The sequence below is a fragment of the Planococcus sp. SSTMD024 genome (assembly GCF_041320495.1).
Lineage (GTDB): Bacteria > Bacillota > Bacilli > Bacillales_A > Planococcaceae > Planococcus.
The window spans coordinates 359,327-378,466 of sequence record NZ_JBGGNS010000021.1 but is presented as its reverse complement, the minus strand read 5'-3'; the positions used below and the strand labels follow the sequence as shown (position 1 = coordinate 378,466).

The 19,140-nt window shown below is 48.4% G+C and carries 19 protein-coding genes, 1 tRNA gene, 1 rRNA gene and 1 riboswitch; of the genes, 17 read left to right on the top strand and 4 right to left on the bottom strand.

The window, feature by feature from the left end:
• Window positions 1-104 precede the first annotated feature (104 nt).
• The 6 genes from rrf (at window position 105) to tsaD (ending at window position 3,027) form a co-directional block, all read left to right on the top strand.
• Window positions 105-220: ribosomal RNA gene (gene rrf, locus AB9R92_RS08845) — 5S ribosomal RNA — on the top strand.
• 9 nt (window positions 221-229) lie between these two features.
• Window positions 230-302 (top strand) — tRNA-Asp (locus tag AB9R92_RS08840).
• A 119-nt stretch (window positions 303-421) separates the two neighbouring features.
• Entirely contained in the window at window positions 422-874 is a 453-nt protein-coding gene (gene tsaE, locus AB9R92_RS08835; protein WP_370669092.1) for a tRNA (adenosine(37)-N6)-threonylcarbamoyltransferase complex ATPase subunit type 1 TsaE, read from the top strand.
• Window positions 871-1,563 carry a tRNA (adenosine(37)-N6)-threonylcarbamoyltransferase complex dimerization subunit type 1 TsaB gene (tsaB, locus tag AB9R92_RS08830; RefSeq protein ID WP_370669091.1) on the top strand — a complete coding sequence of 231 codons (693 nt, stop codon included), beginning with the start codon at window positions 871-873 and terminating at the stop codon, window positions 1,561-1,563. Before tsaE ends, tsaB begins: the two co-directional genes overlap by 4 nt.
• A complete protein-coding gene (rimI, locus tag AB9R92_RS08825) occupies window positions 1,560-2,015 on the top strand; it encodes a ribosomal protein S18-alanine N-acetyltransferase (RefSeq protein WP_370669090.1) in 456 nt (151 codons plus the stop codon). Before tsaB ends, rimI begins: the two co-directional genes overlap by 4 nt.
• Entirely contained in the window at window positions 2,008-3,027 is a 1,020-nt protein-coding gene (tsaD, locus tag AB9R92_RS08820) for a tRNA (adenosine(37)-N6)-threonylcarbamoyltransferase complex transferase subunit TsaD (protein ID WP_370669089.1), read from the top strand. The genes rimI and tsaD overlap by 8 nt, the downstream gene beginning before the upstream one ends.
• Window positions 3,028-3,390: 363 nt before the next feature.
• Here the strand turns inward: tsaD and AB9R92_RS08815 are convergent, their stop codons facing one another.
• Complete coding sequence (locus AB9R92_RS08815; RefSeq protein ID WP_370669088.1) at window positions 3,391-5,334, bottom strand: ABC-F family ATP-binding cassette domain-containing protein; 1,944 nt, start codon at window positions 5,332-5,334, stop codon at window positions 3,391-3,393.
• A gap of 130 nt (window positions 5,335-5,464) precedes the next feature.
• On the opposite strand from AB9R92_RS08815, the gene AB9R92_RS08810 reads away from it, so the two are divergent.
• The 3 genes from AB9R92_RS08810 to tatC all read left to right on the top strand — a co-directional run bounded on the left by AB9R92_RS08810 (window position 5,465) and on the right by tatC (window position 7,182).
• Window positions 5,465-6,097 carry a redox-sensing transcriptional repressor Rex gene (locus tag AB9R92_RS08810; protein WP_370669087.1) on the top strand — a complete coding sequence of 211 codons (633 nt, stop codon included), beginning with the start codon at window positions 5,465-5,467 and terminating at the stop codon, window positions 6,095-6,097.
• Between the two features lie 90 nt (window positions 6,098-6,187).
• On the top strand, window positions 6,188-6,388 hold the full coding sequence (locus AB9R92_RS08805) for a twin-arginine translocase TatA/TatE family subunit (RefSeq protein ID WP_274842345.1): 201 nt from the start codon (window positions 6,188-6,190) through the stop codon (window positions 6,386-6,388).
• Window positions 6,389-6,408: 20 nt separating this feature from the next.
• Window positions 6,409-7,182 carry a twin-arginine translocase subunit TatC gene (gene tatC / locus AB9R92_RS08800; protein ID WP_370669086.1) on the top strand — a complete coding sequence of 258 codons (774 nt, stop codon included), beginning with the start codon at window positions 6,409-6,411 and terminating at the stop codon, window positions 7,180-7,182.
• A 532-nt stretch (window positions 7,183-7,714) separates the two neighbouring features.
• On the opposite strand, the gene AB9R92_RS08795 is transcribed toward tatC, so the two are convergent.
• Window positions 7,715-8,485: a CPBP family intramembrane glutamic endopeptidase gene (locus AB9R92_RS08795; protein WP_370669085.1), complete on the bottom strand. Its 771-nt coding sequence runs from the start codon at window positions 8,483-8,485 to the stop codon at window positions 7,715-7,717.
• Between the two features lie 196 nt (window positions 8,486-8,681).
• On the opposite strand from AB9R92_RS08795, the gene groES reads away from it, so the two are divergent.
• Window positions 8,682-8,966: a co-chaperone GroES gene (gene groES, locus AB9R92_RS08790; protein ID WP_058381756.1), complete on the top strand. Its 285-nt coding sequence runs from the start codon at window positions 8,682-8,684 to the stop codon at window positions 8,964-8,966.
• 37 nt (window positions 8,967-9,003) lie between these two features.
• The gene (groL, locus tag AB9R92_RS08785; RefSeq protein WP_370669084.1) at window positions 9,004-10,635 is read left to right on the top strand and encodes a chaperonin GroEL; all 1,632 of its coding nucleotides are present in this window, start codon (window positions 9,004-9,006) and stop codon (window positions 10,633-10,635) included.
• 78 nt (window positions 10,636-10,713) lie between these two features.
• On the opposite strand, the gene AB9R92_RS08780 is transcribed toward groL, so the two are convergent.
• Window positions 10,714-11,469 (bottom strand): SDR family NAD(P)-dependent oxidoreductase, encoded by a 756-nt coding sequence (locus AB9R92_RS08780; protein ID WP_370669083.1) that lies wholly within the window; start codon window positions 11,467-11,469, stop codon window positions 10,714-10,716.
• Between the two features lie 688 nt (window positions 11,470-12,157).
• A riboswitch (SAM riboswitch) is annotated at window positions 12,158-12,276 on the top strand.
• Between the two features lie 109 nt (window positions 12,277-12,385).
• Between AB9R92_RS08780 and AB9R92_RS08775 the strand changes: the two genes are divergently transcribed.
• The 5 genes from AB9R92_RS08775 to AB9R92_RS08755 all read left to right on the top strand — a co-directional run bounded on the left by AB9R92_RS08775 (window position 12,386) and on the right by AB9R92_RS08755 (window position 17,822).
• Window positions 12,386-13,216, top strand: coding sequence for a MetQ/NlpA family ABC transporter substrate-binding protein (locus AB9R92_RS08775; RefSeq protein ID WP_370669082.1), 831 nt, complete (start codon window positions 12,386-12,388; stop codon window positions 13,214-13,216).
• A gap of 20 nt (window positions 13,217-13,236) precedes the next feature.
• Window positions 13,237-14,409: an acyl-CoA dehydrogenase family protein gene (locus AB9R92_RS08770; RefSeq protein ID WP_370669104.1), complete on the top strand. Its 1,173-nt coding sequence runs from the start codon at window positions 13,237-13,239 to the stop codon at window positions 14,407-14,409.
• 210 nt (window positions 14,410-14,619) lie between these two features.
• Window positions 14,620-15,465: a DegV family protein gene (locus AB9R92_RS08765; RefSeq protein ID WP_370669081.1), complete on the top strand. Its 846-nt coding sequence runs from the start codon at window positions 14,620-14,622 to the stop codon at window positions 15,463-15,465.
• Window positions 15,466-15,672: 207 nt separating this feature from the next.
• Window positions 15,673-16,620 carry a sensor domain-containing diguanylate cyclase gene (locus AB9R92_RS08760; protein ID WP_370669080.1) on the top strand — a complete coding sequence of 316 codons (948 nt, stop codon included), beginning with the start codon at window positions 15,673-15,675 and terminating at the stop codon, window positions 16,618-16,620.
• Window positions 16,621-16,832: 212 nt separating this feature from the next.
• Entirely contained in the window at window positions 16,833-17,822 is a 990-nt protein-coding gene (locus AB9R92_RS08755; protein ID WP_370669079.1) for a tRNA dihydrouridine synthase, read from the top strand.
• Window positions 17,823-17,865: 43 nt separating this feature from the next.
• Here the strand turns inward: AB9R92_RS08755 and AB9R92_RS08750 are convergent, their stop codons facing one another.
• Window positions 17,866-18,660: a hypothetical protein gene (locus AB9R92_RS08750; protein ID WP_370669078.1), complete on the bottom strand. Its 795-nt coding sequence runs from the start codon at window positions 18,658-18,660 to the stop codon at window positions 17,866-17,868.
• 248 nt (window positions 18,661-18,908) lie between these two features.
• Here AB9R92_RS08750 and AB9R92_RS08745 point away from each other — a divergent pair, with 248 nt between their 5' ends.
• Window positions 18,909-19,130, top strand: a complete 222-nt coding sequence (locus AB9R92_RS08745; protein ID WP_058381746.1) for a hypothetical protein — start codon at window positions 18,909-18,911, stop codon at window positions 19,128-19,130.
• Window positions 19,131-19,140 lie beyond the last annotated feature (10 nt).

Here is a 19,140-nt window from a genome sequence, read left to right as displayed (position 1 = left end):
CACGTGCAGCTGACGAATACTAATCGATCGAGGACTTAACCAACAAACTGAACATGCGTTTCCAATGTCGATTTATCCGGTTTTGAGCGAACAAGCTCAACGAGTCCAGTGATGATGGCAAAGAGGCCACACCCGTTCCCATCCCGAACACGGAAGTTAAGCTCTTTTGCGCCGATGGTAGTTGGGGGTTTCCCCCTGTGAGAGTAGGACGTCGCTGGTCTATAATTTTGGTCCCGTGGTGTAGCGGTTAACATGCCTGCCTGTCACGCAGGAGATCGCCGGTTCGATCCCGGTCGGGACCGTCATTCCCAAAAGTGAGCACAGCGAACCCGCTGTGCTCTTTTTCTGTGGAAACAATATATTTTGATTTGCGGGGGTATCTCCGCTAAACTATGAAAAGACTCAAACGAGGTGAAGAGACATGAGCTTTACAATTACAGTGCAATCACCGGAACAGACAGAGAAACTTGCCATTCGACTGGCTTCGCTTTTACAGCCACAAGATCTTCTAACACTGGAAGGTGACTTAGGGGCAGGCAAGACGACTTTTACTAAAGGATTGGCCAAAGGACTAGGCATCAAACGAACGGTCAACAGCCCGACGTTCACTATTCTTAAGCAATATGAAGGCCGATTAAATCTGAATCATTTTGATGTATACCGCTTGGAAAACAGTGATGAAGATATCGGCTTTGATGAATTATTTGCAGAAGATGCTGTGTCGGTGATTGAATGGGCTCAGTTCATCGAGGAATATTTGCCGGAAGAACGCTTAGATATTGTGATTCGCCGCTTGTCTGAAGAGGAGCGTGAAGTGGAGTTTCATCCTCACGGTGTCCGTTATGAAAACTTATGCAGGGAGCTAATGCAATGATTTTAGGAATCGATACGTCGAATTCGCCGCTAGCTATCGCTTTGGTGAAAGACGATACAGTATTAATAGAAGAAACTCAAAATCTAAAGATCAATCATTCCTTAACTGCTATGCCTGCAGTAGAGGACTTGATGAAAAAAGCAAAAATTGCTCCAGGTGATTTAACGCAAATTGTTGTTGCGGAAGGGCCTGGATCTTATACAGGCGTTCGAATTGGCCTGACAATCGCAAAAACTCTCGCATGGTCGTTGAAAATTCCACTGACCACGGTATCGAGTTTGAAAGTTCTTGCAGCGAACGGGCAGGGATTTAACGGCCTGGTTTGCCCTGTCATGGATGCGAGGCGCGGTACCGCTTTTACTGCACTTTATGACGGTATTGATCTGGCCACAGTCCTTTCAGATCGGCATAGTGATTTCAAGATGTTCTTGGAACAAGTCCATACCCATGGACAACCAGTTTTGTTTACAGGAATTGACCTTGAAATCCACCGTTCAGTGATCGAGGAAATACTTGGGGATTTGGCTCATTTTACGTCGTTCCAAAACAGGCTGCCAAGAGCATCGAATTTGATTGCACTGGGAGCGGCTGAAGAAGCGAAAGAAGTGCACCATACAGTTCCTGAATATCGCCGGATTACTGAGGCAGAAGCAAATCTTTCAAAAACGGACATAGGGAAAAGCCAATGAGCGTATCAGTGAAATTCCGAAAAATGACCATTCATGATGTGAATGCAGTGTATGAGATTGAAAAGCAATCGTTTGCGCTTGCATGGACAAAAGAGGCCTTTGAGCAAGAGATGTTGAAAAATGAATTCGCTTATTACGTGCTGGCTGAAACGGAAGAAGGAATCGTCGGTTACTGTGGGATGTGGCTGGTTATGGACGAGGCACATATTACGAATATCGCCATTTCACCTAAAGAACGAGGCAAGAAGTTCGGGGAAGCATTGATGAGAGAGGCAATAGAAACTGCAAAAGCGCAAGGTGCGAAATTGATGACATTGGAAGCGCGTGTCAGTAATATAGCGGCACTTAATTTATATAAGAAACTAGGATTTCAAAATGGTGGCATTCGAAAAGGGTATTATACGGATAACCAGGAAGATGCCATAGTTATGTGGGTGAATTTCGATGAGTAAAGATATTTTCGTGTTGGGAATAGAAACAAGTTGTGATGAAACGGCGGCTTCGGTCGTGAAAAATGGGACAGAAATCATCTCCAATGTGGTGGCATCGCAAATTGAGAGCCACAAGCGCTTTGGGGGTGTTGTGCCGGAAATTGCCTCGAGGCATCATGTCGAGCAAATTACGATTGTGATTGAAGAAGCTCTGCAACAGGCGGATTTGGCGCCAACTGAATTATCTGCTGTGGCGGTAACAGAAGGACCGGGGCTAGTTGGGGCTTTGCTGGTTGGTGTCAATGCAGCAAAGGCGTTTGCCTTTGCACATAGCTTGCCGCTGGTGGGCGTGCATCATATCGCGGGACATATATATGCCAATCGGCTAGAGCAAGAAATGGAGTTTCCACTCTTGTCGTTGGTCATTTCAGGAGGGCATACAGAGTTGATCCTCATGAAAGAGCATGGTGATTTTACAGTCATCGGCGAAACCAGGGACGATGCTGCAGGGGAAGCTTACGACAAAGTGGCGCGAACATTGAACTTGCCATATCCTGGAGGGCCACATATCGACCGGTTGGCGCATGAAGGCATGGAAGCAGTCGATTTTCCGCGGGTTTGGCTGGAAGAAGGATCATATGACTTCAGTTTCAGTGGATTGAAATCGTCAGTGCTGAATTATATGCATAATATGAAACAACGGGGGGAAACACCTGTGCCCGGAGCTGTTGCCGCAGGATTCCAAAACAGCGTCGTGGAAGTTGTAACGGCAAAGACTTTGCGCGCAGCAAGAGAATTTGGCGTTAAGCAAGTGATTGCCGCGGGCGGTGTAGCAGCCAATAAAGGACTCCGCCAATCGCTGACTGAGACTTTTGAAAAAGAGGGCATTCCATTCTTTATTCCGCCACTGCCGCTTTGTACCGATAATGCAGCGATGATTGCAGCGGCTGGAACGGTGATGTACGAAAAAGGATTAACAGGAGATATGGCCATGAACGGGCGCCCAGGCATGCCTTTGAATTCATGGATTTAACTGAAAGCATTACTGCAATGTATTGAGAATTGCGGTAATGCTTCTTTTTTTATGAATAATATCCAAATCTTACAAGGACATAGAAATGTGTTTTCTGTCAATAGAGAACATTTGTACTTATGCACAATTTGTGAATAAGCTGTTAACAAACTATCAATAAATAGTGGATTTCCTATATATTGTGAAGGCGAAAGTGGAAAACTATGTGGATAAAAGAAAAATAGCCTGTGGATAATGTTTGTAACTCTGTTGATAGTTGATTTTACAACTCTTCTGTTGTGTACAAATCTGTGGAAATATTTATTTCGCTAAATGGTATTGACCTATATATAGAAAAAGAAAAACCGCATACGGCGTATGCGGTCAGGAGTTCATTTCTTCAAGTTGTTCCTGCAGTTCGAGCCATTCGGCCATGGTTTCTTCGTGTGATTGCCTAAGCTTTTCAAGACGTGATTGCAAAGGCATGACGCGTTCGTGGTCCTGGAAAATGTCCGGTTCGCATAATTGCTCTTCAATCGCCGCGATTTCTTCATCGAGCGATTCCATCGCTTGTTCGATTTCGGTATTTTTCCTTACTAATTGGCGTTCGAGTTTTTTGGCTTCCTTGTCGATTTGAGAAGTGGAGGCGGACATTTGAGTATCCGGCTGTTTCGCTTTTGCTTCAAGTGCATCAAGTGCTGCGAGTTCTTCGGTTTCAGTCTTTTTCTCTACGTAATAATCGTAATCGCCTAAGTACTCAGTTGTGCCGTCACGGGACAGTTCAACCACTTTCGTGGTGATCCGGTTCATGAAATAACGGTCGTGGGAAACGAATAACAATGTGCCAGGATAGTCGATCAAGGCGTTTTCGAGCACTTCTTTGCTGTCGAGGTCCAAGTGGTTGGTCGGCTCATCAAGCAGCAGGACATTGGCTTTTTGCATCATGAGTTTGGCGAGTGCGACACGGGCTTTTTCGCCGCCCGATAAAGTCGAGACCGGCTTCAAGACGTCGTCCCCGGTGAATAGGAAACGGCCGAGAATGCCCCGGATGTCCTTTTCGTTCACGTGCGGGTAGTCGTCCCATAATTCGTTGAGGACGAGTTTATTGCCCTTTAAGTTGGCTTGTTCCTGGTCGTAATAGCCGAATTGGATGCCGGTGCCGTAATGGATGTCGCCGGCGAGTGCCGGTAGTTCCTTCATGATGGTCTTAAGCAGCGTGGATTTGCCGACACCATTTGGCCCGACAAGTGCAAGGCTGTCGCTGCGGTAAAGTTTCAGCGAGATGTTGTTGGACACCGGATGGTCGCCATAGCCGACAGACAACGCTTGGACGTTCAATACGTCGTTGCCGCTTTGCTTGTGGATGTCGAAGCCAAAACGTGCTGATTTTTCATCGCCTTCCGGTGCTTCCATCCAGTCGGTCTTCTCGAGCACACGGCGTCTGCTTTGCGCCATTTTGGTGGTGGATGCACGGACCAGGTTGCGGGCGACGTAGTCTTCGAGCTTGGCTTTTTCACTTTGCTCTTTCTCGTAATGTTTACGGTCGAGTTCATATTGCTTCGCTTTTTCGCTCAAATAGCGGCTGTAGTTGCCGGTGTATTTGCGGACCTTCTTGCGCGACACTTCGTAGACGAGCGTGACGACTTGGTCGAGGAAATAGCGGTCATGGGAGACGATGAGCAATGCGCCCGGGTAATTCTTCAAGTAGTTTTCGAGCCAGCTCAAGGTTTCGATGTCCAAGTGGTTAGTCGGCTCATCGAGAATCAAGAGCTGCGGCTTGGCGAGCAGGAGCTTCGCGAGCATGAGGCGGGTTTTCTGGCCGCCTGACAGGGAAGTGATTTTCTTTTCGTAGTCTTCCGGATAGAACTTCATACCGTGCAGGACAGCGCGCGTATCGGCTTCGAACTGGTAACCGCCGGCATCTTTGAAGTTGGTTTGCAGTAAGTCATACTCCTGCATGACTTTGGCGTTGCGTTCTGTGTCAGTGTAGACATCGGGATCAGCCATCGCAGCTTCAAGCTGGCGGAGTTTTGCTTCTTGCTCGCGGAAATGGACGAAGATCTTCATCATTTCCTCCCACACGGTAGCGTCTGAATTCAAGTCGGTTTGCTGTTCCAAATAGCCGATCGTCAAATCTTTCGGCATAATCAAATCGCCGCTGTCGTAGGACATTTCCCCGGCGATGATTTTTAATAATGTGGATTTTCCGGCACCGTTGCGGCCGACGAGTGCAACCCGGTCGCGGTGCTGCACTTCGAGTTTGGCGCCTGAGATGATTTCCTCGGCACCGAATGATTTATGGATTTGATTGACTTGCAATACGATCATTAGGGTCACCTCTATTCTTCTTAAGTGTAGCTGATGGGCGTGCGCTTCGCAATTGCGCAAGCCTTTACATATCAAGGCCTGTCATGTAAGATTGATACGATTTGACAACAGTTCAGAAGGAAGCGATCCCATGCTTGACGAATCCCATAAAATCCCGCAAGCTACAACGAAGCGGCTGCCCTTGTATTACCGGTTTCTCCAGAATTTTGCCAATGCCGGGCAAAAGCGTATCTCCTCGCAGGAGTTGAGCGAAGCGATGAAAATCGATTCGGCGACCATTCGCCGCGATTTTTCCCACCTCGGGGCACTCGGCAAAAAAGGCTATGGCTATGACGTGCAGGAACTCTTGGCGTTTTTCCGCAAGACGCTTGACCAGGACGAAGCGACCAATGTCGCCTTGATTGGTGTCGGCAGCCTTGGCAGTGCGTTTTTAAAATACAATTTCCACCGCAACCACAACACGAAAATCATCCTCGCCTTTGATACGAACAGCCCGCATGAAGGGACAAAAATCAGCGGCATCGATACGTATCATCCGGACTTGATCGAAGAGAAGATTAAGGAGTACGGCGTGGAAGTGGTCATTTTGACGGTGCCGTCGCGGTCGGCCCAGGAAGTTACCGACCGGCTCGCCCAGACAGACATTAAAGGCATTCTCAATTTCACGCCGGTGCGCATTTCCGTGCCGGAACACATCCGTGTCCAAACGATCGATTTATCAGTCGAGCTGCAAACATTGATCTACCAGATCAAACACGATTAACATAAAACCTTCACATTTAAACGGCCTTTGGAAATAGCCAAAGGGCCGTGTTTCATGTACACTAGAAGCATACTACAGGAGGTGTCTGATATGGCTCCAGGTCCACTAAGTTTAATCATCATCGGGATTGTCGCGTTGCTGATTTTCGGTCCGAAAAAGTTGCCGGAACTAGGCAAAGCATTCGGTTCTTCCCTGCGCGAATTCAAAAACGCGACAAAAGGATTGGCTGACGACGATGAAGACGATAAGAAAGTCAAAAATGATCTAGACAAGAAAGACGAGCACAAGTAACACGATAGGATGTTTGTCCGATGAACCAACAAAATGAAATGACAGTAGTTGAACATATAGGTGAACTTAGAAAACGGCTGACCTTGATAGTCGTTTTCTTTCTGTTCGCGCTCATTGCGGGATTCTTTCTAGCTGAGCCGCTGATCCGCTATTTGCAATTCAGTGAAGAGGCGCGGAATCTGACACTCAACGCGTTCAAGATTACCGATCCGATTAAGATATATATGCAAGTCATGATGATCTTGGCATTGATTATCACGTCGCCATTGATCATGTACCAATTTTGGGCATTCATCAGCCCTGGACTCTCTGAACGGGAACGAAAAGTGACGCTCGGGTATATTCCATTTTCCTTATCTTTGTTCATCGGAGGCATCGCGTTTTCGTATTTGGTGCTGTTCCCATATGTCATCGGGTTCATGCTCAATATATCCGAGAACTTGGATATCCAGGAAACGATTGGCATCAATGAGTATTTCCAGTTTTTGTTCCAGATTACCTTGCCGTTCGGTTTTATCTTCCAGCTGCCGGTATTGATGCTGTTTTTGACGCGTCTTGGCATTTTAACGCCGATGATGATGACGAAGTACCGGAAGTATGCGTATTTGGCACTGGTGACGGTTGCCGCATTCATTACGCCGCCGGATATCATTTCCCATATGATCGTGACATTGCCGCTGATTTTATTGTATGAATTCAGTTTGGTCATTGCGCGCATCGGCTATCGCAAGTTCCTGCGGGCAGAACAGCAGCAGGCAATTGCAGAACAGACAGAAGACCTTCCGCCGAAATGATGGCGGGAGGTTTTTTGTTTGGAATGAAACGTATAAAGAGTTTTAGAATGAAAAGTATTGGATATAGATGACTGCGCTCCAGGGGCACGCTTTCCGGAGGGCTAAACCCTTGTGCTCCCACATCTGCAAGCAGATGCGTCGCAAATGAATGGACTCGGTTCACCTCGCTCATTCATTCATTGAGCCGCTTCGTCGCTACGCAAAACCACGCCTGCTCAACTCTCACGATGTTCGAGCTTCGCAAACGAATATACTCAATGCTTTTCGCATATTCGCTTGCAGGGTCTCAATTGTCTCGTCGCTACGCTGCTCCTCCCGGAGTCGGCCCCTTTTGCTCCGTCTCTAAGTTGAGATTGAAAAGAAGTCCCTTCACTAGAATTTCGAAGCGGGAAATATCTTTAAACCAATCTTAAGGAATTTTGTGGCTGGATTATGGATGTGGAACTTTCGTCAATCAAATATTTCAACTCAGCTATGACTTAACAGAGATGGAAAAAACCGCTACTCCAACAAGGGAGTGGCGGTTTTTGAGTTATTGCAGGTTTTCCATTTGTTTGATGAAGGTTTCGATTTTGTCCATATTGAGCTGGATGAGCATGACGTAGCCGTTCAGCAGGATGTGCGCGATGATCGGGGTGAGGATGCGCTTGGTCCGCTGATAGAGGGCTGCGAGGATCAAACCAGTCGTAAAGTAGAGCAAGAGGTGCGTGAACTCGAGATGGACGAGTGCGAAGACGAGCGCCGAGATGGCTGTTGCGATCCAGAAGTTCATCGTCTGGTTCAAGGAACCGAAGACGACTCTGCGGAAGACGAGTTCTTCAAGGATCGGGCCGAACAGGACGACCGCGATGATCGCGTACGGAACGACTTCAGCGATTCGGACGAGCGTCTGGGTATTGGCGGACCCCGGGTCGATGCCGATTGCCATTTCGATCATGGCAGCGATCGATTGGCCGATGATGAGCAAGAGAAAGCCGAGGACGCCCCAGCCGATTGCAGCAGGGATGCTCGATTTTTTGCCTTTCCAAATATTGAAGAAGTTGCGGTCACGCATGATGAGAGCCATCGTCACGAGGAAGCCGATGCCCATTGTCAGGAAAATCAGCCAGCCGGACGTCGAAGCGCGGGCGGTGGCATCGTCAAGCCCTTGGTCGCGGAAATAGCCGAGCGTCGGGCCGATAAAGAGGATCGGCATGAGCTGGACGGCGACAAAGACGAGCAGGACCAGGAGCGGCGTGCGCATGTTTTTGCGCTTATACCCTTTCGCTTTCGAAGAAGAGGCGGTTTTATCGGTTGTGGTCATGTAGTCAAATTCCTTTCTTTTCGCGTGCTCCTTTTATTGTAGGGCTTAACGGAAAAAGGCGCAAAGAATTCAAAACGCCCTAAGGTTTCTGCTTGCAATTAACTGAAGATTTTATTAAACTTATCTATGGGTTAGCACTCGAGGTCTGAGAGTGCTAAACGACTAGAAGCTATTTAATTTGAGGAGGGTGTTTCAATTGTTAAGACCATTAGGAGATCGTGTCATCATTGAGCTCGTCGAAGTGGAAGAAAAGACATCTAGCGGAATCGTCTTGCCAGGAACGGCGCAGGAAAAGCCGCAGGAAGGCAAAGTGATTGCGGTAGGGAATGGACTTATCCGTGAAAACGGACAGCGTACAGAGCTGGACGTAACTGAAGGAGACCGCGTCGTCTTTTCGAAATATGCGGGAACAGAATTGAAATACGAAGGCAAAGAATACTTAATCTTACGTGAAAACGACATCCTTGCGATTGTCGGCTAAATAAGCATAAATTCTATTTAATAGGAGGAACCGAATCATGGCAAAAGAAATTAAGTTCAGTGAAGATGCACGCAGCTTGATGCTGCAAGGTGTAGATAAATTAGCGGACGCAGTCAAAGTGACGCTTGGGCCAAAAGGGCGCAACGTTGTGCTTGAGAAGAAATTCGGCACGCCGCTTATTACGAACGACGGCGTAACGATCGCCAAAGAAATCGAACTTGAAAACGCGTTTGAAAACATGGGTGCAAAACTTGTGGCGGAAGTGGCTTCCAAAACAAACGATATCGCAGGTGACGGTACGACAACTGCGACAGTTCTTGCACAAGCGATGATCCGCGAAGGCTTGAAGAATGTCACAGCTGGCGCAAACCCTGTAGGAATACGCCGCGGCATCGAACTTGCTGTGGAAAGCGCGGTCACTGGCTTGCAATCCATTTCCCAGCAAATCGAAGGCAAAGAATCGATCGCGCAAGTAGCGGCGATTTCTTCTGGCGACGAGGAAGTCGGCAAATTGATCGCAGAAGCAATGGAGCGCGTCGGCAACGATGGCGTCATCACATTGGAAGAATCACGCGGCTTCACGACGGAACTTGACGTGGTGGAAGGGATGCAATTCGACCGCGGCTACCAGTCTCCTTACATGGTGACGGATTCCGATAAAATGGAAGCGGTTCTTGAAAATCCGTTCATCCTTGTCACGGACAAGAAAATCGGCAACATCCAGGAAATCCTTCCAGTGCTGGAGCAAGTCGTTCAGCAAAGCAAACCGCTCCTCATCATCTCTGAAGATGTGGAAGGCGAAGCGTTGGCAACACTTGTCGTGAACAAATTGCGCGGCACATTCAACGCAGTGGCTGTGAAAGCTCCTGGCTTCGGCGATCGCAGAAAAGCAATGCTCGAAGACATTGCTGCACTCACTGGCGCTGAAGTGATCACAGAAGACCTCGGTCTTGACCTGAAATCCACAAACATCGCACAACTTGGACGCGCAGCGAAAGTCGTCGTCTCTAAAGACAACACGACGATCGTTGAAGGCAACGGCGATTCCGAAAAAATCATCGCCCGCGTGGCGCAAATCCGCAGCCAATTGGAAGAAACGACTTCTGAATTCGACCGCGAAAAACTGCAGGAGCGCCTCGCGAAACTTGCTGGCGGCGTAGCAGTCATCAAAGTCGGCGCAGCAACTGAAACAGAACTGAAAGAGCGTAAACTGCGCATCGAAGACGCATTGAACGCAACACGCGCAGCGGTTGAAGAAGGCATCGTGGCAGGCGGCGGTACAGCGCTTATCAATGTCTACAACCAAGTGGCGCAAATTGCGACAGAGCAAGAAGGCGACGTCGCGACTGGCATCAACATCGTGCTCCGTGCACTTGAAGAGCCGGTTCGCCAAATCGCAACGAACGCTGGCCTTGAAGGCTCGATCATCGTTCACCGCCTGAAAACGGAAGAAGTCGGCATCGGCTACAACGCGGCAACAGGCGAATGGGTCAACATGCTTGAACAAGGCATCGTAGACCCAACGAAAGTGACGCGTTCAGCACTTCAAAACGCAGCATCTGTTGCAGCTATGTTCCTGACAACTGAAGCAGTCGTAGCAGACATCCCGGAACCAGCACCAGCTGGCGGCGGCATGCCTGATATGGGCGGCATGGGCGGCATGATGTAAGTCATCAGCCCATTTAGAAAAATCCTCTCTCACATCATGTGAGAGGGGATTTTTTAAATATTGGAACTATAGGGGCTCCTACTTCCTCGAAGTATACTGAAAAACCGGATCCATCAACTCAAACTCATAGCTTTCACTATTGACCTTCCCAAGAACTTGCTCGCTATCATAAAGCTCCAGCATAAACTGTGCCATCTCTTTTGCGGTATGGAACTTTTGCACATTGTCGCCATAGCTGAAATCGTCAAGCTCCCGCGCCGTTTTCACGAATTCGGTTTCGGTCATGGATGGCGCGAGTATTTTAACTTTCAACCGAGCGCCGTTGTCCTGCAGTTCCTGGGCAAGGCCTTCTGTAAATGCACTCACGTAAAATTTGGTTGCAGCGTATGTCACGGCATTTGGCACGATTCGGTAACCTAGGTCAGAGGATATGTTGATGAGCTGCGCGCCTTCTTGGTCAGCATAATCATGTGCATAAAGAGTGGAAAGCGTGGTGAGTGCTTCTACATTTACGCGCAACATCTTTTCTGTTTTATGTACATCCTGTTCAGCGACGGTTGCGCTGTTTCCGAAGCCGGCGTTGTTCACGAAGGTTTCGATGTCGTATTCCTTCAGGGCTTCGTACAGCGCGTGGACTTGCCCGCTTTCGGATAGGTCTGTGGGTTTGATGACGACTTCGAGATTCCCGTTCATGTCTTGAATGTTCTCTTTAAGCTTATTGAGCTCGGCTTCCCTTCTTGCGACAAGAATCAAGTTTTTGCCGCGTGTCGCGAAAGCCATGGCCGCTTCGTATCCGATTCCTGAGCTGGCGCCTGTGATAACCGTGTATTTCATGTGAATCCCTCCATTGAAATGAATAGATAGCAAATGTACAGAAACAATGAAACTCTCATAAAAATGTGCTGGCTCCTGAAGAGAAAGAAACAGCATTTTATAAACTGGAAAATTCAATATTAGAGTGTTTGGAATTATGAGAGTTCTTAGATGAAGATTATACACTATTCTCTTACTAGCACAGGTGTACGAAGTGTTTATAAAACTTATATATTTGATAGAAACTCCTCAAATTTGGCATGCTACAAAGGCGGATGAATTCTGTGATCCACTATAAATCGAAAAGGTGATCACCTTTTCTACGATCAAAAATCAATGAAGTATTTTAGTATTTGGAGAAGCGTTCGCTCGACTCCTTTGGATTAGCGAGACGACCGAGACCCCGCAAGGAATGAATGAGCGAAGCTTAGCTGAGTGCATTCATTTGCGACGCATCTGCTATGCAGATGTGGGAGCACAAGGGTTTCGAAGCGACTGAGGAGGCTTGGGCGCGAGCCCACGGAGTCGTGCGATAAGCTTCGGAAAATACGACTTATTGACTTTCTCGACAGTCTAAAACTCCTTGCCGATTTAGTGGGAAGGAGTGTTTTTATGGAGCAATCCCCAAACGACCTATTGCCATAAAATCAAAGCTCTGCTATTGTATTAATCATATCAAATTACTCGGCATTAACTTCGAGTACATAATTTCTTATCCAGAGAAGTGGAGGGACTGGCCCTTTGAAGCTTCGGCAGCGGAACAGATTGGATGTCCAATTTGAAACTGTGCCAAATCCAGCAGGTGCGTGAGCATTTGAGAGATGAGAAGAGCCGGACGGTGCGCCTCTCTTCTTTTTTATGAAGAGGGGCTTTTTCTATTGAGCCGCGAGTTGATAGTGTTTCATTCAAAAAAATGGAGAACGAGGAGAGATGGCAGATGAACAAGCGTTGGGTTGGAGTGCTCGGGATTTCGGGTGCGCTGTTGCTTGCGGGATGCGGCGATAGCGGGGAAGCTTCCGGGGAAGACAAGAAAGAAGTGCGTGTCGGTTTTGGCGTCGGGACATATGAGCAGCAATTCAAGGAAGGGATCTTGCCTATTTTAGAGGAGAAAGGGTATAAAGTGGATACGACAACGTTTTCCCAGAACATGCAGTTGAACCCGGCGATGCAAGAAGGCTCGATCGATGCGAGCATTTTCCAGAGCACGGCGTATATGGAAGGAATCAACGAGGAACTCGGCATGGAGATGACAGGCATCGCGTTTGTGCCGAGCGCGCCTCAAGGCTTGTATTCCGAGCATCATCAATCCTTGGATGAAGTGAAGGACGGCTCGACTATCGGCTTGCCGAACGATCCGGTCAACCAGGAACGCGCAGTGCGCATCTTGGAGGAGCTCGGGTGGGTGACGGTGTCAGATGAGGCAGGCGTGACGGACTTTAATTTGAACACAGTGGAAAGCGCCGATTACGACTTGGACTTGAAAGTATTGGACCCGGCACAAATCCTGGTGTCGCTGCAAGACATTGACTTTGGCGTCGTCAACGGCAATTATATTGCCAATGCGCCGGACCGCAAGATTACCGATGCCTTGAAGATTGAGAACACGCCGGAGCAGCACCGGATCGTCGTGACGATCGAGGAAGAAAACGCGGATACTGAGTGGGCGAAAGATTTGAAAGACGCTTACGAATCCGAGGAATTCCAGGAATACATCGAGTCGAATGAGCAGTACGACGGCTTCATTTTGACAGAGGAATGGGCGCAATAGCTAAAGAAAGGTGAAGAATGATGGATATCACGAAAGCAAAGACATTTGAAGAACGCATGGACATATTGAATGAAACGGTGGCGCCATTTACAGAACGGGCTGCGCGTAACGACTCGGAGCGGAAATTTCCGTTTGAGAATTTCATTGAGCTGAAGGCGATCAATTACCCGGCATTGACGATTCCGAAAGAATACGGCGGAGCGGGTATTTCCTTGTCGGAGCTGCTGCGCTACCAGGAAGCGATCAGCCGCGCGGACGGGTCGACCGGGTTGTCGATCGGCTGGCATATGGGCATCGTTCAAGATTTGGGCGAGACCGGTAAATGGGACGAATCGGTGCTCGAGGCTTTATTCGACGACATCCAAGCGCGCGGTGCGTTGATCAATAATTGCGCGACCGAAAAGCAGACGGGAAGTCCGACGAGAGGCGGGAAACCATCGACCACAGCGAGAAAAGTTGACGGTTCGTGGGTCATTGATGGGCGCAAGTCGTTTACGTCAATGGCACCGGTTTTGGATTATTTTAATGTGACCGCATCTATCGAAGAAACCGGAGAAGTCGGCTATTTCCTTGTGCCGCGGACGTCGGCTGGCGTAGCGATCGACGAGACTTGGGATAGCGTGGCGATGACCGGCACCGGGAGCCATGATTTGGTGCTGACGAATGTCCACGTGGAGGAAAAAGCCTTGGTCGAAATCAGCGTGCCCGGGAAAAAACAGCCGGCGGGATGGCTGCTCCATATTCCGGCGTGCTACCTCGGAATCGCGCAGGCCGCGCAGGACTACGCGATTCGCTTTGCGCGAGACTATTCGCCGAATAGCTTGAACGGCCCGATCATTGAGTTGCCGAACGTCAAACAAAAGATCGGCCAAATCGAATTGGAATTGCAGCGGGCGCGGCATTTCCTTTATTCCGTCGCGAAACAATGGGACGACTCGGACGCCGAACAGCGCGCGCAGATGGCTGCGGAACTCGGGGCCGTGAAAGTCGCAGTGACGAATTCGGCGGTCGACATTGTGGATCTCGCGATGCGGGTCGCGGGTGCGCACAGCCTGTCAGAAAAATCGCCTTTGCAGCGCTATTACCGCGATGTGCGGGCAGGGCTTCACAACCCGCCGATGGAAGATATGCTTATTCCCGCACTTGCTGACTTTGCGATCGGCAAGCAGAAAGCGAAACAGCCGGTTAAATAAGGAAGGCCGCTGATCTTTAGGGATCGGCGGCTTTTCCTTTTTATAATTGGAAAGATATAACGAATATAAGTGCAAATTATGTCGGCGCTTACATTAATTTTTCCTTATGTGACATCTGTCACTAGCCGCTGGGGCCGCGCCTCCTGTACGTTAACTACAGCAGACAACTGCTTCCGATATGGAATTCGCATCTAGAGGGGAATTTTTAGAATGAAAAAAATCGCATGGATCACGGATACAGCAGCGCAATTGGATGATGCATTCATTCAACGGCATAATGTCTATGTATTGCCCCTTAGTGTCGTATTTGACGATGGGTCGTACCGCGAGTCGATCGACCTGACACAAGGAGAATTTTACGATAAATTACGTGCGGCGAAAGTATCGCCGAAAACTTCACAGCCGGCCATCGGAGAGATGACAGCCTTATACGAGAAATTGCAGTCCGAAGGTTATGATTTGGCCGTGGCGCTTCATTTGTCGAGCGGATTGTCCGGTACTTATAACAGCGCGCTATCAGCTGCCGAGATGGCGGATTTCAAGGTGTACCCGGTCGATTCGAAAATCGGTTCGTTCCCGATGGGGAAAATGATCGAAATCGGCAATGAATTGTTCGCAGCCGGCAAAGAACCGGAAGAAGTGGTGGAGACGATCAATCAATTGACCGCCAAATCGCATTTATCGTTCATTCCGTCGAGTTTGAACCAATTGCATAAAAGCGGGCGGGTGTCTGGGACGCAGGCATTCCTCAGCAATATACTGAACATCAAAGTGGTCATCACTTTCGTGGACGGCATCACGGTCATGAAAGAGAAAGTGCGTTCGAACAAACGCGCCAAGGAAAGCGTCAATTCGGCCTTGCGTGCGGATATGGAGAGTGGCATGGTGCCGGAAGTGGCGGTTATTCATTGCAATAACGAAGCAGGCGCCGAAGTATGGAAAAACGAATTGATGAAGGAGTTTTCCGGGCTGAAAGTGGAAGTCATCCCATTGAGCGTTTGTGTGGGTGTCCATGCCGGAGAAGGCACGACCGGCTTGAGCTGGGTCAGCTATTGAAAAATTAGAGAACCACCAAAAACCTTGGATTGCTAGCGTGTCGTGCGCTGCGATCTGAGGTTTTTCCAATTTTATGGGATTGAAGATGACTGTACGGGCAGGTATTATATGTTAAACTTTAATAAATATAGTTAAAAATTGGGTATATATATTGGTTTAATTTTCCAAAAAATAAAAATAACAATCTGACAATAATTGAGGTGCTTAATGATGGTGACATTTCGGGAATTGGAAATGTATAAGAATTTCGATGAGTTGGCGGAAGATGTGATTGGTTTGGCGAAAGAAATTTTGCCGGATCAATTGGTTTACTTGAGCTCGATTAGCGACGACCAGCAAATGATTCTTAGACTTTCGCCAAACGACACTACCATCCCTGTCGAAGAAGGCATGGTTATCAACCTGGAGGATTCGCTGTGCAGCCGTATCGATTTCAAGCACAAGCAGCCATTGGTCTACGAAGATGTCAAAGATGGGCATGCACTGGGAATGTTTGAAGAAAAGCTCGAAGCGGCCAATGTGCGCGCGTATATGGGAATTCCAATTTCCTTGGTCAATGGGGAGCGGTTTGGCACTTTATGCGCAGTGAACGATGTGAAAAGCGAGTTCGATCCGAAAAGCATCACTTTATTGCAGCGTATTGTCCGGATGTTTTCCTATTACTTGGAACTTGAGCGTTTTGCGTACAGGGATTCGCTGACGAAGCTGTACAATCGGCATTTTCTGGCGCGATTTTTCGATAAGCATCCGGAATCAGGAGGAGCGGCATTTTTTCTGGACCTGGACGGCTTCAAGAAAGTCAACGATGTGCATGGTCATGATGCAGGCGATTTGGTGTTGAAGGAAGTGGCATTAAGGCTTGAGCGGTTTACCGCACAGCGAAAAGATGCGTTGGCATTCCGCCTTGGCGGTGATGAGTTTTTTGTGCATTTCGCCGTCCCGTTAAGCAAAGTGGAAATGGACAGGCTTGCCGGGCAATTGCTCGAGAGTCTGAGCACGTGGGATGCAGATTATGCGCTTTCCACCAGCATCGGCATTGCGTCTTACGTGAACGGGGCCGATTGCGAGTTGAACACTTTACTGAAACAGGCAGATGAAGCTTTGTATTGTGCGAAGAAAGCCGGCAAGAACCGGCATCATTTTTTCGGATCCTGATCAATAGAGCGCCGTCCGATTAATGGGCGGCGTTTTTATGCGCGTTAAAAACAGCTCACTTTCCACAGCTGCGTGAATCGTGTAAACTATATAAGGTTAAGAAAAGATAAGCGCATTGTGAAGTTGGACATTTTGGATTTTCATTATAGATGACAGTGAATTTTTGGATGAAGGAGTGCTTCATCCCGTAAGGAAAGGATTGGAATTGAGTTATGAAAGAGAATTTTTGGCGTGAATTGCCGAAGCCATTTTTTGTATTGGCGCCGATGGAAGACGTAACGAATGTGGTGTTTCGCCATGTCGTAGCAGCAGCGGCGAGCCCTGATGTATATTTCACGGAGTTTACGAATACGGAAAGCTATTGCCATCCGGAAGGCATCCACAGCGTACGCGGGCGTTTGACATTCACGGAAGACGAGCAGCCGATCGTCGCCCATATCTGGGGCAACAAGCCGGAGCATTTCCGCGAGATGAGCATCGGCATGGCGGCGCAGGGCTTTAAAGGCGTCGACATCAATATGGGCTGTCCGGTGCCAAACGTTGCGGCCAAAGGAAAAGGCAGCGGCTTGATCAACTATCCCGATAACGCAGCGGAAATCATCCAGGCCGCGAAAATGGGCGGATTGCCTGTCAGCGTCAAGACGCGCCTCGGCTATACAAGTGTCGACGAATGGAAAGGCTGGCTGACGCATGTTTTAGAGCAGGACATCGCCAACCTGTCGATCCATTTGCGGACGAAAAAAGAAATGAGTGCCGTGCCCGCGCATTGGGAATTGATCCCCGAGATCAAGGCTTTGCGCGATGAGATCGCACCGGATACTTTGATCACCATTAACGGCGACATCCCGGACCGCAAGACCGGCCAGGAACTGGCGGATAAATACGGCATTGACGGCGTCATGATCGGGCGCGGGATTTTCCATAACCCGTTCGCATTCGAGGAGGAGCCTCGTGAGCACAGCACGCAGGAATTGTTCGACTTGTTGCGTCTGCACCTGGACCTCCATGATAAATACTCGACAGAAACCGAGCCGATTGCCTTCAAGCCGCTGCGCCGTTTCTTCAAGATTTATGTGCGTGGCGTACGTGGTGCCGGTGAACTCCGTAACGATTTGATGCACACCGAGACGACCGATGAAGTGCGCGCTTTGCTGGATGCATTCCAGCTGATTGCTGCAGGCAGCACACATTCGGAAGCGTAAAATCAAAAATCCCTTCCCGCGATACAAGCGGGAAGGGATTTTTTTAGTTGGCGTCTCGGTAACGGTAGATTGACTGGTAAAAGCGGGTTTGGACTTCGGTTTCAAATGTCGACCTGCTCCAGATACTCGTATTATTAGAGGTTTCTTCCGTCTCGACCAATTTCAATTCGCCTGCTTGAAGCGTCATGATATTGGACTCCACCAATTTCAGTTCGTTTTGTTGGCGATCGAGTGCGCGTATTTGCACTTGCACTTGCTTTGTCTCGTCCAAATTATTTTGGACAAAAAAAGCGTTTTGGTAATCGCTCGAGTTGCAATTCTCGGTGCGGCGGCGGACGCATTTTTTTTCGGAACTCATGAACACGACCGTAATTTCCTCGCCGTCTTGCTTTTCATTCGCGGCTGCAATTGCTGAATCGAGCCGGACAATATAGGATGCTTTTTCCGCCAAAGGGTAGACCCAGACGATGAAAAACAGGATCGTCGTGCAGAGGACACCCGTAAATGCCCACACAACTTTCGGGTTATGAAACGATTTCGGGGCGCCTTTATAGACGATGCTGACAATGATATTGATGATCGAGAAAATCACCAGGAAGGCACCGGCCACGATCAATCCAACCGTCAACTCGAACCCGTTCTGGAAGAATGCGAGATTGTATGCGTCGGAATAGAAATAATTCAGCACTGCGCTGATGAGAATGAGGAGCAGGAGGGCAGCCAGCGGTTTTTTCCAGCGGTAAGTCTCCACCATGCCGGTTTTGTTGCTGATGCTGGTCCAGAGAAACCATCCGTAAGGAAAAAAGAAAATCAAAATGACCAATGTGACAATGCCCATGGAATCATGCCTTTCATAGAGAATTATATATTGCTATCGTTTAAATTATACGTGGGAATAGATAAAAAAGATTCAATTTTTTTACAAGTAACCCTTTTGCTAAAGAGCCATTTTCTTCGTCCGGCTTGAACAATGCTACAGAATGGCCCGAAGCGTGTTATAATAGATGACTTAAGACAACTATGCGTTGTCCCAAGGCAATGGATGCCCAAAAACCTCCAGCCAATCCTAAATTGAGGTGTAACAGAATGAATAAACGATGGACGATCGATAAAATCCGGACATTCGTCAACAACAATTCAGACAGCAAATTATTGTCGACGGAATACCACGGATTCTCCCAAAAGCTCTTGTTCAAATGCGCATGCGGCAATAACTTCGAGAAGACTTTCACGAAGTTCAACAAGAACAACCAGCGCAAATGCGATACATGCCAACCACCTAAAGCACCACGCGGGCAGGAACAATAAGAAAACGCCA

What these genes read in the sequence shown, in the direction of transcription:
- AB9R92_RS08775 (WP_370669082.1), top strand. Translation starts at nt 12,386, where the DNA reads ATGAACAAGCGTTGGGTTGGAGTGCTCGGGATTTCGGGTGCGCTGTTG.
- AB9R92_RS08765 (WP_370669081.1), top strand. Translation starts at nt 14,620, where the DNA reads ATGAAAAAAATCGCATGGATCACGGATACAGCAGCGCAATTGGATGAT.
- rimI (WP_370669090.1), top strand. Translation starts at nt 1,560, where the DNA reads ATGAGCGTATCAGTGAAATTCCGAAAAATGACCATTCATGATGTGAAT.
- tsaE (WP_370669092.1), top strand. Translation starts at nt 422, where the DNA reads ATGAGCTTTACAATTACAGTGCAATCACCGGAACAGACAGAGAAACTT.
- tsaB (WP_370669091.1), top strand. Translation starts at nt 871, where the DNA reads ATGATTTTAGGAATCGATACGTCGAATTCGCCGCTAGCTATCGCTTTG.
- tatC (WP_370669086.1), top strand. Translation starts at nt 6,409, where the DNA reads ATGAACCAACAAAATGAAATGACAGTAGTTGAACATATAGGTGAACTT.
- AB9R92_RS08780 (WP_370669083.1), bottom strand. Translation starts at nt 11,469, where the DNA reads ATGAAATACACGGTTATCACAGGCGCCAGCTCAGGAATCGGATACGAA.
- AB9R92_RS08805 (WP_274842345.1), top strand. Translation starts at nt 6,188, where the DNA reads ATGGCTCCAGGTCCACTAAGTTTAATCATCATCGGGATTGTCGCGTTG.
- AB9R92_RS08760 (WP_370669080.1), top strand. Translation starts at nt 15,673, where the DNA reads ATGATGGTGACATTTCGGGAATTGGAAATGTATAAGAATTTCGATGAG.
- tsaD (WP_370669089.1), top strand. Translation starts at nt 2,008, where the DNA reads ATGAGTAAAGATATTTTCGTGTTGGGAATAGAAACAAGTTGTGATGAA.
- AB9R92_RS08810 (WP_370669087.1), top strand. Translation starts at nt 5,465, where the DNA reads ATGCTTGACGAATCCCATAAAATCCCGCAAGCTACAACGAAGCGGCTG.
- AB9R92_RS08815 (WP_370669088.1), bottom strand. Translation starts at nt 5,334, where the DNA reads ATGATCGTATTGCAAGTCAATCAAATCCATAAATCATTCGGTGCCGAG.
- AB9R92_RS08755 (WP_370669079.1), top strand. Translation starts at nt 16,833, where the DNA reads ATGAAAGAGAATTTTTGGCGTGAATTGCCGAAGCCATTTTTTGTATTG.
- groL (WP_370669084.1), top strand. Translation starts at nt 9,004, where the DNA reads ATGGCAAAAGAAATTAAGTTCAGTGAAGATGCACGCAGCTTGATGCTG.
- AB9R92_RS08795 (WP_370669085.1), bottom strand. Translation starts at nt 8,485, where the DNA reads ATGACCACAACCGATAAAACCGCCTCTTCTTCGAAAGCGAAAGGGTAT.
- AB9R92_RS08750 (WP_370669078.1), bottom strand. Translation starts at nt 18,660, where the DNA reads ATGGGCATTGTCACATTGGTCATTTTGATTTTCTTTTTTCCTTACGGA.
- AB9R92_RS08745 (WP_058381746.1), top strand. Translation starts at nt 18,909, where the DNA reads ATGAATAAACGATGGACGATCGATAAAATCCGGACATTCGTCAACAAC.
- AB9R92_RS08770 (WP_370669104.1), top strand. Translation starts at nt 13,237, where the DNA reads ATGGATATCACGAAAGCAAAGACATTTGAAGAACGCATGGACATATTG.